The organism is Mucilaginibacter sp. OK283, from assembly GCF_900110415.1.
Taxonomy (GTDB): domain Bacteria; phylum Bacteroidota; class Bacteroidia; order Sphingobacteriales; family Sphingobacteriaceae; genus Mucilaginibacter.
Genome location: NZ_FODR01000001.1, coordinates 256,850 through 272,090, shown reverse-complemented (window position 1 = coordinate 272,090; position 15,241 = coordinate 256,850). Strand labels below are relative to the sequence as shown.

Annotated in this window: 9 protein-coding genes; 5 read left to right on the top strand and 4 right to left on the bottom strand. The window is 43.6% G+C overall.

Annotation, left to right across the window (positions count from 1 at the left end):
* The first annotated feature begins 38 nt into the window (after positions 1 to 38).
* Positions 39 to 680, top strand: a complete 642-nt coding sequence (locus BMX56_RS01315; RefSeq protein ID WP_090638944.1) for a tetratricopeptide repeat protein — start codon at positions 39 to 41, stop codon at positions 678 to 680.
* Positions 681 to 868: 188 nt separating this feature from the next.
* Positions 869 to 3,010, top strand: a complete 2,142-nt coding sequence (locus tag BMX56_RS01310; protein WP_090641594.1) for a carboxy terminal-processing peptidase — start codon at positions 869 to 871, stop codon at positions 3,008 to 3,010.
* A gap of 183 nt (positions 3,011 to 3,193) precedes the next feature.
* On the opposite strand, the gene BMX56_RS01305 is transcribed toward BMX56_RS01310, so the two are convergent.
* Positions 3,194 to 6,097, bottom strand: coding sequence for a DEAD/DEAH box helicase (locus BMX56_RS01305; RefSeq protein ID WP_090638935.1), 2,904 nt, complete (start codon positions 6,095 to 6,097; stop codon positions 3,194 to 3,196).
* 544 nt (positions 6,098 to 6,641) lie between these two features.
* On the opposite strand from BMX56_RS01305, the gene BMX56_RS01300 reads away from it, so the two are divergent.
* Together BMX56_RS01300 and BMX56_RS01295 are read left to right on the top strand one after the other, a co-directional pair.
* Positions 6,642 to 8,630: a glycoside hydrolase family 97 protein gene (locus BMX56_RS01300; RefSeq protein ID WP_090638927.1), complete on the top strand. Its 1,989-nt coding sequence runs from the start codon at positions 6,642 to 6,644 to the stop codon at positions 8,628 to 8,630.
* Positions 8,631 to 8,778: 148 nt separating this feature from the next.
* Entirely contained in the window at positions 8,779 to 9,360 is a 582-nt protein-coding gene (locus BMX56_RS01295; protein ID WP_090638922.1) for an HPP family protein, read from the top strand.
* An 8-nt stretch (positions 9,361 to 9,368) separates the two neighbouring features.
* Here BMX56_RS01295 and BMX56_RS01290 read toward each other — a convergent pair whose 3' ends face one another.
* Both BMX56_RS01290 and BMX56_RS01285 read right to left on the bottom strand, forming a co-directional pair.
* Entirely contained in the window at positions 9,369 to 10,016 is a 648-nt protein-coding gene (locus tag BMX56_RS01290; protein WP_255369743.1) for a Crp/Fnr family transcriptional regulator, read from the bottom strand.
* 93 nt (positions 10,017 to 10,109) lie between these two features.
* Positions 10,110 to 10,343, bottom strand: coding sequence for a hypothetical protein (locus BMX56_RS01285; RefSeq protein WP_090638907.1), 234 nt, complete (start codon positions 10,341 to 10,343; stop codon positions 10,110 to 10,112).
* A 166-nt stretch (positions 10,344 to 10,509) separates the two neighbouring features.
* Between BMX56_RS01285 and BMX56_RS01280 the strand changes: the two genes are divergently transcribed.
* Positions 10,510 to 12,387 (top strand): chloride channel protein, encoded by a 1,878-nt coding sequence (locus BMX56_RS01280; RefSeq protein WP_090641591.1) that lies wholly within the window; start codon positions 10,510 to 10,512, stop codon positions 12,385 to 12,387.
* 52 nt (positions 12,388 to 12,439) lie between these two features.
* On the opposite strand, the gene BMX56_RS01275 is transcribed toward BMX56_RS01280, so the two are convergent.
* Positions 12,440 to 15,232 (bottom strand): bifunctional fucokinase/fucose-1-phosphate guanylyltransferase, encoded by a 2,793-nt coding sequence (locus BMX56_RS01275; protein ID WP_090638894.1) that lies wholly within the window; start codon positions 15,230 to 15,232, stop codon positions 12,440 to 12,442.
* Positions 15,233 to 15,241: the final 9 nt, after the last annotated feature.

The following is a 15,241-nucleotide window of genomic DNA, read 5'->3' as shown; positions in this document are numbered from 1 at the left end:
TTTACTGATTAATTTATTAAACTCAGACAAAAGGCTCAATGAGATATCTTTTACTAATTATCTTATGCTCTGTAAGTATATCCGCATCGGCACAATGGTGGGTAAAACCGGCTAAAAGCATTGGTAATGTATTTAAAAAACACGAACGCTTTCCGCTGATTGCTGATGTAAAAGATCACTCCATTGGCAGGTTGCCCGTAGCCCAGTTAGCTAAACATAAAATTACGGCTGTTAGCCTGGAGCTTGCATCTTATTCCCTTTATCTGCATGAAATGGCGGTAATGAAAACGGCCCAGCATAACATGAGGTTCAGGGTTTACAATGCTGCAAGCTACAATTTTAGCGATCTGGCACAAATGTACCTGAAGCAAAATCGCCTGTCCGAAGCTAAATGGTATTGGCTGCAAAGTCTGCAGATATCGCGCCAGCAAAACGACGACAAACATACCATTACCAGCCTAATGGGGCTGGCAACCTGCAAAGCAGGTTATGGCGATTTTACGCAGGCTATGCAGGATTTGAGCGAGGCCCGCGATATGGCCAATAGCCATGGGTTTACAGCCGATGTTACCAACATTAATAAACAGATGCGCTACCTGCAAGATAATAAAGATAACCCAAGGGCAGAGATTCGCTATGCGGAAACCGCTGATCAGGAACCTAAAAAGGTAATTAAATAATTTTTTTATGTAACAATAGCGTAAAATGCTATTGCGTGTATACTACAAGTAAAACATTATCGTATAATTGTTATTGTTATTAGGAGACAGCATTTTGACTGTCTCTTTTTTTTACATTAGCAATAATTTATTATTAGGCACAAGTATTGATGTTTTACACCACTCCCGATTTAACTACAGTAAAAAATATGTTTAAGAAAGTATATTTATTAGTATTACTGGCTGCTGCACTTGCATGTAAGGCATCGCCATCAAAACCAATTAAAGTTGCAGCATCAGACCTGGAGCCAGATGAGCAACAGAGTATTGTCTGCAAAAAAATTGCCGAACTGATTACCAATTACAACTATAAAAAAGTTGAACTAAACGATTCAATATCAGCAATTGTATACGATCGGTATATCAAATCATTAGATGAAAACCATAGTTACTTTTTAGCCTCGGATATTAAGGACTTTGAAAAGTACAAAACAGTGCTTGATGATGACATTAAAGCAGGCAACCTGAACGATGCTTTTTATATTTTCAACGTGTTTCAGAAAAGGTACATTGAGCATGTAAATTACTCGTTGGCCCGGTTAAATAAAAGCTTTGATTTTGATAAAAAAGAATCGTTTGTGTATGATCGTGATAAACTGCCATGGCCTGCCAATCAAACCGAAATGGATGACATGTGGGGGCAGCGCGTTAAATACGACCTGCTGAACCTGAAAATAGCCAACCCGGACATGGCAAAAAATAAAGAAGTACTGAAAAAACGTTACGAAAACTTATTGTCGCAAGCAAATAAGCTATCCAACCAGGACGTTTTTCAATATTTCATGGATGCCTTTACCGAGGCTATCGATCCGCATACTAACTATTTTAACCCTTCAAACGCAGCTAATTTCAATATCGAAATGTCTCGCCAGTTAGAAGGTATCGGGGCCTCACTGTTAGTTGAAAACGAATACGTAACCATCAAATCGATAGTACCGGGTGGTCCTGCTGATAAAAGCAAGCAGATATCCATCGACGATCGCATTGTTGGTGTTGCACAAGGCAAAGAAGGCGAATTTCAGAACGTAGTTGGCTGGAGGGTTGAAAATGCTATAGCCATAATTCGTGGAACCAAAGGTACTACGGTAAAGCTTGAGATTTTACCTGCAGGGGCAAGCGCAGGCAGCAAGCCCAAAGTTGTAGAAATGGTACGCGAAAAAATCATTTTAAAAGACCAATCGGCCAAAAAAGAGATCCGTAATTATAACAGTAATGGTAAAGCTGTTAAAATAGGTGTAATATCTATCCCCGCATTTTATATCGATTATAACGATTACAAGGCGGGTAATCCAAACTATAAGAGTACTACCCACGATGTTAAATTATTGCTGGATAGCCTGAAACAGGAAAATGTTGATGGCGTAGTTATCGACTTACGCGAAAATGGAGGCGGCTCGTTAATGGAAGCTATTGAACTTACCGGTCTTTTCATCAAATCGGGCCCGGTAGTACAGGTTCGTGATACTAAAGACCAGGTGGATGTAGAGAAAGATGAAGACCCATCGGTTACTTATTCAGGTCCGTTGGGAGTACTTGTTGATCGTTTTAGCGCTTCAGCATCAGAAATTTTCTCAGGTGCTATACAGGACTATGGCCGCGGATTAATTTTGGGCACACAAACCTATGGTAAAGGCTCGGTACAAAACGCCATTGACCTCGATAGGATACTGGGTTCGCCAATACGTGATAAAATAAAAGATTTAGCTGGAAATGTTGCCGGAACAAAAAAGATGAAAGTATCAACCGGCAGCCAGAGTACTTATGGCCAGTTAAATTTAACTATAGCTAAATTTTACCGTATTAGTGGCAATTCAACCCAGCATAAAGGTGTTATGCCCGATATCCAGTTTCCATCATTAATTCCTTTGGATAAATATGGCGAGGATACCGAGCCGTCGGCTATGCCTTTTGATGTGATAGAGAAAAGCGATTTTACCAAAGCAGGCGATTTTACGGCGGTATTGCCACAGCTTAAAAAAATGCATGAGCAACGTATGGCAACCAGCGATAGCTACAAATATATGCTTGAAGATATCGCCGACTTTAAAAAACACAATACCGAAGGCAGTGTAACCTTAAATGAAGCCGACCTTAAGAAAGAACGTGATGCCGACGAGCAAAAAGCGTTGGAACGTAATAACCTACGCCGCGTAGCTTTAGGCCTGCCTGCGCTTAAAAAAGGGGATAAAAGGCCTAAAGATGAAGACCTTGACTTTGTAAAACGTGAAGTAGGCCAGATCATGACTGATTACATCAGTTTAGGATCGAAGTTTACGAGTGTGAAACCTTAGTCAGATGTGCAAATTTCAGATATGCAAATGTGCAGATGATGAAAAAGAAAATGGCCTTTCAACAATTGAGAGGCTATTTTTTTATGCTTTATCCGAATCAAATAATCTGAAGTATACACATCCAAAATCTTCCATCTGCACATTTGCACATCTAAAATTTGCACACCTGCACATCTGGGGTTCCTACCCCAATATCTCCTTTATATCATCCGCAGTAAGCGATTTGATAAAACTTTCCTCGGTGGTAATTAAGGCGCGGCTGAGGCTTAATTTGCGCTGCTGCAGGGCAAGTATCTTCTCCTCAACAGAATCTTTAGTTATGAATTTATAGATAAATACGTTTTTGGTTTGCCCGATGCGGTGGGTACGGTCAATGGCCTGTTGTTCAACAGCAGGGTTCCACCAGGGGTCAAGTATAAAAACGTAGTCGGCTTCAGTAAGGTTAAGGCCTACCCCGCCTGCCTTTATCGAGATCAGGAAAACCCTTGTCTTTTTATCCTCCTGGAATTGTTTAACCACATCGCCGCGGTTTTGAGTACCGCCGTCAAGGTACACATATGATATTCCTTCCCGTTCCAGGTGTTCGCGGTAAATGGCAAGCTGCTTTACAAACTGCGAGAATATCAACACCTTGTGTCCGCCATCCAACACGCTGGCCAGGGTGTGCACAACGTTTTCAAATTTTCCGCTATCGCCCTCGTAATCCTTATCAATCATGATGGGATGGTTGGCTATCTGCCTCAGCTTAATAAGCCCCTGCAATACCTGTATCTGGGTTTTGGCAAAGGTGCCGTCCTCCAGACTTTTGAGCAATTCGTTGCGGTATTCTGACTTTATTTTTTCATATACCGATCCCTGCTCCTCGCTCATCTCGCAGTAAAGCAAGGTTTCCGTTTTGGGTGGAAGCTCGGTTGCCACCTGTTCCTTGGTACGGCGCAGCACAAAAGGTTTAATAAGCGCCTGCAACTTGCGGGCCTTATCCTCATCCTTTTTCTTTTCTATAGGCGTTACAAACTCATTCTGGAAAAACTGCTGGTTGCCCAACAAGCCTGGGTTAATAAACGACATCTGCGTCCATAAGTCATTTACCGAATTTTCAACCGGGGTACCGCTTAATATCAGTTTAAATCGCGATTTGAGTTGCTTAACTGCCTGGAATGATTTTGACGATGGATTTTTGATGTTCTGGCTTTCATCAAGTATCACATAATCAAAAAAGTAATCCTTAAACATTTCAATATCTATCCGGCTGATGCCATAGGTGGTGATAACCACATCATAGTTGGCAAACACATCTGCCGACCGATACCTTAATGTACCGGTATGAACCATCAACCTCAATTGCGGTGTAAATTTTTTCGCCTCGTTAAGCCAGTTGTATATCAACGATGTTGGCATAATAACCAGCGATGTGCTCTTGCTGCCTTCTGCTTCGGTAAACTCTTTATGTTTTTGCAGCAGGGCCAGAGTTTGTATTGTTTTACCAAGGCCCATATCATCGGCAAGGCAGCCGCCAAAATGGTATTGCTTTAAAAAGTGAAACCAGTTATAACCTGCCTGTTGGTAAGGCCGCAGGTTACCTTGAAAGTTTACAGGCATATTTATTTCTTCCAATTCTTCAAAATTGGTCAACTTCTGTAGCTTTCGGGTCATGGTAACGTTGGCCATTTCGCCTTCGGCCAGGTCATTAACCAGGCCTATATGGTGGCGGCGCAGCCTCAAGTCATTGCCTCCTTCGGTAAAATGCAGCAGGTTACCATATTGCGAAAACCATTTTTCGGGAATAACAGCAATCTCGCCCGATGGCAAAATAAATTCCTTTTTATGGTTGAGGATATGATTCTTTAGCTGGATAAACGGAATGCGGTATGGCCCAAACCAAACAATGGCGTTAATATCAAACCAATCGTTATTTTCAGATACTTCAAGGTCTATTTTACTGTTTCCAAAAACGTACCGCTTTTGACCGTCAGGTTGCTCTATTTCAAAACCCTGCTCTATTAGCTGGTTATGATGCTGATTAAGCCATTCAAATACCGAGAAGGAATGATCGGCATCCTCATCATGCTTATTATCAACCTCGAGGTTTTGAAACAAGCTGGATACGGTTTTAAGGCCCAATTGTTCCAACTGGGCCATTTTACCCTTTTCCCAGGTAGCCGAGCGCTTAATGCGATGGAACAGGTAATCGTCGCCATTTTTCTCCATCCTTACCGATACCGTACGTCCATCGCCGTAAGGAAAAATATAGCCCGCATATTTAAAATACAATTGCAGCTGCGATGTGCCTCCCTCTACATAAATAGGTTTTACAATTGGCTGCGCATCGTATTTTTCGGTGTTTATCGTAAACCCTTCGGCATATACATTGTGCTTCTCAATCAGCGGCGCAACAAACTTTTCAAAGTAAGATTGCTCTGACGACCTGGGGATGGCGATAAAACGCTTATTCAGGAAGGGCACCAGTTTTTTACCTTCTATCTCTTTATCAAAGTAATACAGTGTATCGTCAAGGAGCATCCAGGCCGGGTGGTTACAAATGATCTCGGCATTTTTAAACATGAATTCGATGCGCATTCCCTGGTATTTAATCGTAGGGAAATATCGTATCTCCTCCTCATTTCGCCTGAAATGGAACAGCACGCTGGCCGGTTCAGTTGCTATCTGCAGCTTTCGTTCTCCGGGATAGCCCTCTTTACTCATCTGGTAAACCTTTTTGCCGGTTTGCATCAGCAGGTTCAGCGCTTCGGCCATCCGCTTCTCCAGCTTGGGGCGAATGGTATCAAATAATGTTTCGTTAAAAATTTTGGCAAAAAACTCAAACGGGCGGATGGGCTTTTTGTAAAAGCGCTTTATTACATTGCCCTGCTCCATCTCCTCCAAAATCTTGATAAGCTTAATATCAACCTCATCAATATATTGCATAAACTCCTTTGCCGTATTGGAAAACAAGCGCTGGTAGGTTAATGAAAATTCGCCGTTGGGGTTAAGCTGAACGATATGTGGCTCAATTACATAGCCAAGGTAATCATGCTTTGCAATGGCATAAATAATCTGGCATGGTTTTGTACTGTCGACTCGTAGCATTAACTTTTGATAAAAAATTAATAGAAGCTACATCAACAAAAAATTCAAACGTAATCAGAATTTGGGGGAATTGAAAGGATTTTTTGTTTTTTAATTCAGAAAACGAATTTGGGGGCCAATGCTGTGTCGTTGTTAACGGCCTGCGTAGCGATAAAAACTCAAGCACGAATATCTGCTGGCAGAATTACAATTTAATGGAATCTCACGAATTTTAAGATTGATCGGCCAGGGCAAACGCAAGTAAAGAGGGTTAACATAACTTAACACATTTCAGCCGCATAAGCTAATAAACACTTGATTATAAGTGTTTTAAATTTCAAGATGGTTAACACCAACTTAATACTTTCCACCTATTAAACGCAGCACAATGTCTCCAAACCAAAAATAAAGAGTACGACCAGGGCTACGAGTAGCCTCATTAACCCCAGCTAACCCTGCTGCTTTTTTCTCATCACAATTTGTCGGGAATGCATTATGCCGTAAGTATATTTATACTTAGTTTCGGATTGCATAAACCGCCATTTTTAACCATAACACCTTTGTGATGAAGACTAAACTTTTACTCCTGCTTTGCCTATGCCTTCCTGTTAGCACACTACTTGCCCAATCGGCAAAAAGCTACCATATAAAATCGCCGAATGGCCAAATCGATTTAGCTATAACCACCGGCACCGCTATCAGCTGGTCGGTAAAACATGAGGATACCGAAGTTATTAGCCCTTCAACTATATCGATGACTTTAGCCGGCGGCGAGGTGTTGGGCAAAAACGCGGTTGTAAAATCGGCCAAAACATCATCGGCCGATACCTGGTTTAATACGCCTATTTATAAAAAAGACAGGGTTCGTGACCAATACAACCAGGTCACCATCAACTTTAAAAGCGATTACGCGGTTGTATTCCGTGCCTATGACGATGGGGTGGCCTACCGCTTTACCACGCAGAAAAAGGGTGAAATTACCGTGGTCGACGAGGAAGCCAACTTCAATTTTAAGGATGATGATAAGGCTTATCTGCCTTTTGTGAATGATTTTAGGAACAAGGATAAATGGACAACCTCGTTCGAGGCACTTTATGATAACATCAACATCTCTGCCGTAAAAAAAGACACCCTGGCATTTTTGCCCGTGTTGGTTGATGTTGGCACGCCGAAAAAAGCAGCCATTTTAGAGGCAGACCTAAACAATTATCCTGGTATGTATTTAACCGGCGATGGTAGCGGCAGCAAAAACCTGAAAGGGGCATTTGCCAGATATCCTACAGTGGAACACACCGGCGGATATGCCAATATGAACTATGTGGTGAACGGCCGGGCCGATTATATTGCCAAAACCGCGGGCGCCCGCAGCTTCCCGTGGCGGGTGGTGATTATCAGCACCGATGACAAGCAACTGGCTAATAACGACATGGTACAAAAGCTTGCAGAGCCATCAAGGCTAACCGATCTTTCCTGGATAAAACCGGGCAAAGTAGCCTGGGATTGGTGGAACGACTGGAACATCAGCCACGTTGATTTTAAGGCCGGCATTAATAACCCAACCTATAAATACTATATCGATTTTGCATCGGCCAATAAAATAGAGTATGTGGTGCTGGATGAGGGCTGGTCGAGTATTGTGGATCTTACCCAGATTTCGCCCGAGATTAACCTGCAGGAACTGCTGGATTATGCTAAACAAAAAAACGTGGGCCTCATTTTGTGGACCAGCTGGTACGCCCTTACCCGCCAAACCGATTTAGCTTTTGACAAATTCGCCAAAATGGGCGTTAAAGGTTTCAAAATAGATTTTATTGACCGGGACGACCAAAAGATGGTTGCATCGCTATATGACATAGCCCAAAAGGCTGCCGACCATCACCTGATAGTTGATTACCACGGCATGTACAAGCCCGGCGGTATCCAGCGCACTTTCCCTAATATTGTGAATTTTGAAGGCGTAAAAGGGCTGGAGAATGTAAAATGGGGTGTAACCAATCACCCGGGTTATGATGTAAGTATCCCGTTCATCCGTATGCTATCCGGCCCGATGGATTATACCCCAGGGGCTATGCGCAATGCCACAAAAGCAAACTTTCGCCCGGTAAACGGCAACCCCATGAGCCAGGGAACACGCTGCCACCAGCTGGCCATGTATACCATATTTGAGGCCCCGCTGCAAATGATGGCCGATAACCCAACTATTTATACCAGAGAGCAGGAAAGTACCGATTTTATAGCTGCTGTGCCTACCACCTTTAACGAAACCGTTGCCCTTGATGGTAAAGTAGGTGAATATGTAGCCATTGCACGCCGCAAAGGCACCACATGGTATGCCGGCGCCATGAGCAACTGGGATGCGAGGGATTTAAATATCGATTTAGCATTTTTGGGCGATGGCAATTATAAGGCCATTGTATTTGAGGATGGCGTAAATGCCGATAAGGACGCTACCGATTATAAACACACCGTTATTAACGTAACCGCGAAAGACAAGCTATCTGTAAAACTGGCACCTGGCGGTGGCTGGGCTGCGCGGTTTGAGCGGGTAAATTAATATAACCACGTGCTTTTAGATATGGCCTCCGGATTAAAAGCCTGGGGCTTTTTAATTTTCAGTAAATATTTTATCTCCTCGGTTGCTGATTTTAATTTATCCATTGCGCCATAATTTAAAGTGCCTATTTTTGTCCCGACCAATTATTATGATCAAAAGGATACATCGCCACGCTCGTACCGCCCGTTACATTGTTTATAAAGAGACGCTGGTTGATTATAAAGAACATTTCTGGACGTTTATAGGCTCGTTCCTGGGCATAGGCTTAATCGGTTTTTTTAGCAATCGGTACTTTAGCCCTTCAGATAATTTATTCCTTATTGGTTCTTTCGGTGCTTCATCGGTATTAATTTATGGCATTGTAAACAGCCCCCTCGCCCAGCCCCGAAACTTAATTGGCGGCCATGTAATCTGCGCTATTGTTGGCGTAACTATGCATAAACTTATCCCGCACGAGGTTTGGCTGTCATCTGCCCTGGCCGTATCAGTTGCCATTGTATTGATGCAAATTACCAAAACGCTGCATCCGCCCGGCGGCGCCACAGCGCTGATTGCTAACATTGGCTCGGCCAAAATACAGGCATTGGGATATTTATACGTATTAAGCCCGGTGCTATCCGGCGCAATAGTATTGCTGCTGGTAGCTTTGCTGGTAAACAATGTAAGCGGCCATCGCAAATATCCCAACAATAAAAAGTGGTTTATGGTATGGCGCAGGTATCAGCGTTAAGGTACCAGCTATACCGTTGTTTCTTCTGTCAGCTTAAGCAATAAGCCCTCGTTTTTAACAAGTATGCTTTTGCCGGCTATTTCGATGATCTTTTCCTCAACCAGATCATTAATGGTGCGAAACAGTGATTCGTATGCGGCACCGGTAAATGCGGCCAGGTCCTGCCGACTCAGGTCGATGTCAATAAACCCATCGGCATTGATACCGAATTTATTTTTGAGGGAGATTAGCGCCTGCGCAACCCGCCCTTTAACGGGCATATGCGCCAAGTTGCGCATCCGCTTTTCAGATTCCTGTAACTCATTAGCAAAAAAGCGCATCAGCTTTATTACAAAGCTATTGTTAACGTTCAGCGTCGATTCCAGGAAATCCATGCTGATATAACAAATTATGCCGGCCTCAATAGCAGTAGCCGATACAGGATAATAACCTGTATCGCCAAGCCCCAGGTGGCCAACAATATCGCCTTTTTTGGCAAAACGCAATATCAACTCTTTTTCGGCATCCCATTTTTTGTGCACTTTTACTTTGCCCTCGTAAACAAAATAAATTCCTGTAACCGGGTCGCCTTCTTTAAATATTGCCTCGCCTTTTTTTACAACATAGTTTTTTCGCTGGGCCGCAATAGCCGGAATCCAGTCTTTTAAGCAGTGCATGCACAAAAAGCAGCTTTTTAAATCACAAACGTTTTTACTTTTTGCCATGTATGAATGCCCCGTTGATATTGGCAAATTGCCTGTGCGAAATTATTAAAAGTACCGGCCTTTTGGCTGCTCCCAGGTAGCCATGTTAAAAATAATTCCTAATATGGCAATTACCGAGCCGCCAAACACAGGCCACGGGAATGATTTTGCGCCATTAATGTAAATTGTCCAGTTGTGTGAATCAACCGCGTTAACTGTTTTTAAATTGGTAAAGGTTAAAAAACCAATAATAATGATGATAACCCCTATCGCCATTAATGCATAACTGAATTTTTTCATGTTACTATCCTTGTAATGTTTTTAATAAATTCCGCCACAAACTTTACAATAAAACATTGCATATGCAATGTTTTATTGTAAAGTTTTTTCATAAAAAATCTATTTTATATTACTTTTGCAATAAAATAGACGCCCATTTATAATTATGCGGGCTGTAATATTCATTATGAAACAGAAAGAAACAGGCATTCCCATCTCGCCTTCCTTAAACGCCATTAATAGTCATCAGGATAAATTAACATTAAGCCGTACTACAAAAAACAGGCTCTTATATATTTCGGCATTATCTGTTACGGTGGCAATAGCCATTAGCATTATAGCCAAGGGCCTTATATACCTCATTAATATTGTAACCAACATATCTTTTTACGGTTTGCTGGATGTGCATTTCCACAGCCCTGCCGCTAACCACCTGGGCCCGTGGGTTATTATTGTGCCGGCCATTGGCGGGATAATTGTGGGGCTAATGGCCTTATATGGTTCAAAAGCCATCAGGGGGCATGGTATCCCCGAAGCCATGGAACAAATACTAACTAACCAAAGCAAAATAAAACCTTCTATTACTTTTCTAAAGCCCATATCATCGGCAATTGCCATTGGTACCGGTGGGCCCTTCGGTGCCGAAGGGCCAATAATTGCAACCGGTGGGGCATTAGGATCAACCCTTGGCCAATTATTAAAAATTACCGCCAATGAGCGTAAAGTTATCCTTGCAGCGGGTGCAACCGCAGGCATGTCGGCCATATTCGGCACCCCTATAGCGGCGGTGTTATTGGCTATCGAGTTGCTTTTATTTGAGTTTTCGCCCAAATCTATTTTACCGGTCGCCCTGGCTTGTATAACGGGGGCGGCAGGTCACCACCTGTTATTTGAACCGGGCCCGGTTTTTCCTATGCCCAATTTAGCGGTGCCATCTAATGGGGCGTTAGCCATTTATAGTGGTATCGGCCTGTTTATCGGATTTTTATCATTAGGGATTACCAAAATCGTTTATTTAATTGAAGATTGGTTTGATAAACTCCCCATTCACTGGATGTGGTGGCCTGCCTTAGGCGGCCTTGGTGTTGGTTTAATTGGATATTTTGCCCCTCATACGTTGGGTGTGGGTTATGATAATATCATTAGCATTTTATCGGGTACCATTCCGTTACTGCTTATTTTGCGTTTATGCTTTTTTAAATTTCTGTCGTGGGCAATTGCACTGGGTAGCGGCACATCCGGCGGCACGCTTGCTCCCTTGTTAACCATTGGCGGCGCGGCGGGGGCTATCACCGGCGCGGTTATTTTAATGTTTTTTCCAAATTCGGGTATAACCATACCTATGGCGGCGCTACTGGGCATGTCATCTATGTTTGCCGGCGCTTCAAGGGCGTATTTAACCAGCATTACCTTTGCGCTCGAATCTACTATGCAATCAAACGCCTTACTCCCTTTGCTTGGCGCTTGCACAGCATCGTACCTGGTATCGTTTTTTTTAATGGAGAATACCATTATGACCGAAAAAATTGCCCGCAGAGGGGTAGTCACTCCTGTTTCATTTGAGCCCGATGTGCTGAGTAAATTATCTGTAGTTGATGTTATGAACAAAGACCTTGTTATACTAAACGCCCAAAACACGGTTAGTGAAGTAAAAGCCACGTTGCTGGCCTACAGCACAAACACCCATGATTTTATTGTGGTTGATAAAAAGGGCAATTACACAGGTACAGCCAATTTAGCCGATATTTATAATGATACACTGGCCGACAAACTAACCCTCGCTAATATAGTTCATCCATCAACATTAACGATAAACAGCAACACATCATTACGCCAGGCGGCCGAATTAATGGCAAAGCATAGTGCAGGACTGGTAGCGGTTACATCGGCAGAAAATACAATCATCGGCAGCCTATCCTGCAAAGAAATTATAGCTGCATATGGACTCCATAATAATGAGGCCGATGAAACAGCACAGCCGATATCCCTAAAAAGGCAACGGTTAAAAGTGTTGAGCAAAGGGCGAAAGCTGATGAACAGCAATACAAAAGAGCCGGGCAATTAAATTAATAGGCTTTTGGCGGGGTGCGAGCATGCACCCCTTGCTAACCCTTACATTAACTCCTTGATGTCTTAAATCCGTCCCGCGAAATAGACCAATCAACAAACCTCGCCCTGTTATTAAGCGGGTTGGTATTAAGAGCGCCACGCACCTTTGCCGCTGCGGCCACATCCTTTGCAAATATTAGCATGTATCCACCGCCACCCGCGCCCAGTAATTTACAGCTAATGATATAATCGCTGATGCGATCAATAATAGCCTGAGTTTCCGGAGTATTGGTACCGCCATCCAGCCGCTGGTTAAGCTCCCAGCTAATGCCCGTAGCCTCGGCCACTTGCTGCAGGTTGCCGTATTGGAAAGCTTCGTAGGTTTTAAGGGCGTGCTGGTTCATTTCTTCAAGAATGCTTAAATAGCTATTGCCGTTAAGAAACATTCCCTTCACAATTTCGGCCAGGATATTTTTAGCTATCCGGGTAATTCCGGTATAATATAACAACACAGATGCTGCAGAAGCATCGGTAAAAATAAACTCAGGCGCCCACCGTACTGTGGGCTTTTGAAAAATACCCGGGTTGCTTTCCAATAGCTTAATTCCACCAAAAACACCGCCATACTGATCCTGCCAGCCGCCGCCGGTTGTTAACATTTGCTCCAAAACCAGTGTTCGCGAGCAGATGGCATATTTATCCCATTTCAAATCGCAAAAATCGCTTAAGGTGCCCAATACCGTACTTGCCAGGATTGAACTTGTGCCTAAGCCCGATCCCTTGGGTATAGCAGCCAACAACGTTACCTCGATACCCATACCAAAGTCTTTCAATTGCTCTATCAGCGAACCGTACCTGTTTGCCGAAAATTCCGGAACAAAACCAGCCAGGCAAAGCGCCGCTTTGGGAATACAAAATGCCGAACCGACTGAATTATTATAATCATTTAATTGCTGATAAGTGGTTATATCCTCCCTTACACCCAAATCAATAGATCGCAGCGTGATAACATATTCGGCAGACGGTTTTATGAATACCTGCAGCGGAGGTTGGCCATTAAGCTCAACAGCCAGGTTTAGTACCTTCCCGCCGTTTATGAGGCAGTTTGGAGGCGTGTCTGTCCAACCACCAGCCAGGTCGAGCCTGATTGGGCTGCGGCCCCAAACTATCTGGTCGGACATTACATCCAACCGCGGCGCCGCAAGTTCAGCTTTGGCCGTATCAACAATAGTTTCGGCAAGCAATCCAAATGCTTTTGCCTCGTAGGCGGCAGCGGATGGATCGTTTGAACCTAACACCTCGCTCCTGAACATCTGGTCGTGCAGGCGCGTTAACAGCGGAGCGTCATCCGGTAAAGCAGGCGGTAATGTTAGCTTTGCATTTTTAAATATCCCGGCAGCATTCTTCAAATCAAGCTGATAAAAAACAGATTGTTTCCAGTTAGCTGCCATACTTTGCAGGTTACTTTCTAAAAAAGTTTCACGCTGGGCGTACTGGCGGTAAAGGTTTATTTCATCGGCAACATCAGCGGCGGCAATTAACCGTTTTCCCTTTGCCTGGTAATTACATGGGTTATCAATCAGGTCCTGTATCACCTCACTGTTCAAATCTGCCGCATCAAATACAGGGTAAACAGGCTCGTTAAACCAGTCGGCAGCCGAATAACCGTTATTTGCATTTATTTCCCGTTTGGGTAATTGGGGGTTGTAAAAACCATAAACCCTTACACACCATTCATCGTTATTACCAATGGGTATAAAATCAAGACATGTTTCTTCGGGCAGGTTAAGCGTCCAATCATTTGCAGGTGCTCCTGTAATAATATGTTTACTACTCAATTTCCAGGTGCGGGCAATATCACTATTCTCAATCCAAATAGAATTGTTTGCGCGGGTAAAGTCAATCCCGGTGATCGCGTTTTGAGTAAACAGGTCGGCACTGGGTTTTATTTTATTATGCCATATCTCTTCCTGGTTTTTCACCAGGTTTTGCAGCTTATCGGTCGATTCTATCAGCTCGGCGCTGGTTCCAAAATGGTAAAATTCGCCTTTAGGGAGCGGCACAATTGCTACTTTTAACTGATTGATGGCATCGTCCTTCAACGTTGGGTTTTTGCCCAGGGCCTGCCCAAACTCTGTGTACATATCATAAAACGAGGGAATGCCGCCAGCAAACGAGTTACTATCTTTATCCCACCCGCTACGCTCAAACATCAATTCCATGGCTTTAGGGCTAAACAGCCAAACGCCGATATCGATAAAAAACAGGTAGTTAGGTTGCAACTCCTGCAATTTTTGAGCTGTGGGTTTTTGCAACGCAAAGGCCAACTCTTTGGGCGAGCTTTTATGTGCAAAAAAAACACCAAAATTAGATGCTTTCTCGGGCCGCTCCCACAGGCCGAAGCAAACAATATCCGCATCCGGAATTTCGGGCAATACGCCCCCTGCACGAATAAGCACATCACCGCTGGCTACCAGGTGATTGAGGCTTTTAGGGGCTTTGTTCAATATTTCTTCATACATCGGTAATTGCAGGTCAATCAGCGTTTGGCCTATGCGCTGTCCTCTTTTCCAGCGAAAGATGGGCATGGGTGTAAACACTTTGCCTACGGCCGCATAGGCCGGCAAACGCCGGCTTTGGCCCCCTGCATGGATAATCAACCGCTTCTCTTTGCGTAACCAATTACTTATCGGGCCTATAGCATTCTCCTCTTTACTGGCTTCATACAATAAATTAACTGTTCCGCCACCCGAGCCAACTTTGCCCTCTTTAGGGTCCGAGCTGAAGTAATAGTTTTCTTTGGCAAAATGGTGGTCGCCAAATTGTTTAAAGGCCGGAGGAATGCTTATCAGTTTTCTCATTTATGCTGG

Bases quoted from the DNA above. Each gene is read 5' to 3' on its own strand.
- BMX56_RS01315 (WP_090638944.1), top strand. From the start codon at position 39: ATGAGATATCTTTTACTAATTATCTTATGCTCTGTAAGTATATCCGCA.
- BMX56_RS01310 (WP_090641594.1), top strand. From the start codon at position 869: ATGTTTAAGAAAGTATATTTATTAGTATTACTGGCTGCTGCACTTGCA.
- BMX56_RS01305 (WP_090638935.1), bottom strand. From the start codon at position 6,097: ATGCTACGAGTCGACAGTACAAAACCATGCCAGATTATTTATGCCATT.
- BMX56_RS01300 (WP_090638927.1), top strand. From the start codon at position 6,642: ATGAAGACTAAACTTTTACTCCTGCTTTGCCTATGCCTTCCTGTTAGC.
- BMX56_RS01295 (WP_090638922.1), top strand. From the start codon at position 8,779: ATGATCAAAAGGATACATCGCCACGCTCGTACCGCCCGTTACATTGTT.
- BMX56_RS01290 (WP_255369743.1), bottom strand. From the start codon at position 10,016: ATGCACTGCTTAAAAGACTGGATTCCGGCTATTGCGGCCCAGCGAAAA.
- BMX56_RS01285 (WP_090638907.1), bottom strand. From the start codon at position 10,343: ATGAAAAAATTCAGTTATGCATTAATGGCGATAGGGGTTATCATCATT.
- BMX56_RS01280 (WP_090641591.1), top strand. From the start codon at position 10,510: ATGAAACAGAAAGAAACAGGCATTCCCATCTCGCCTTCCTTAAACGCC.
- BMX56_RS01275 (WP_090638894.1), bottom strand. From the start codon at position 15,232: ATGAGAAAACTGATAAGCATTCCTCCGGCCTTTAAACAATTTGGCGAC.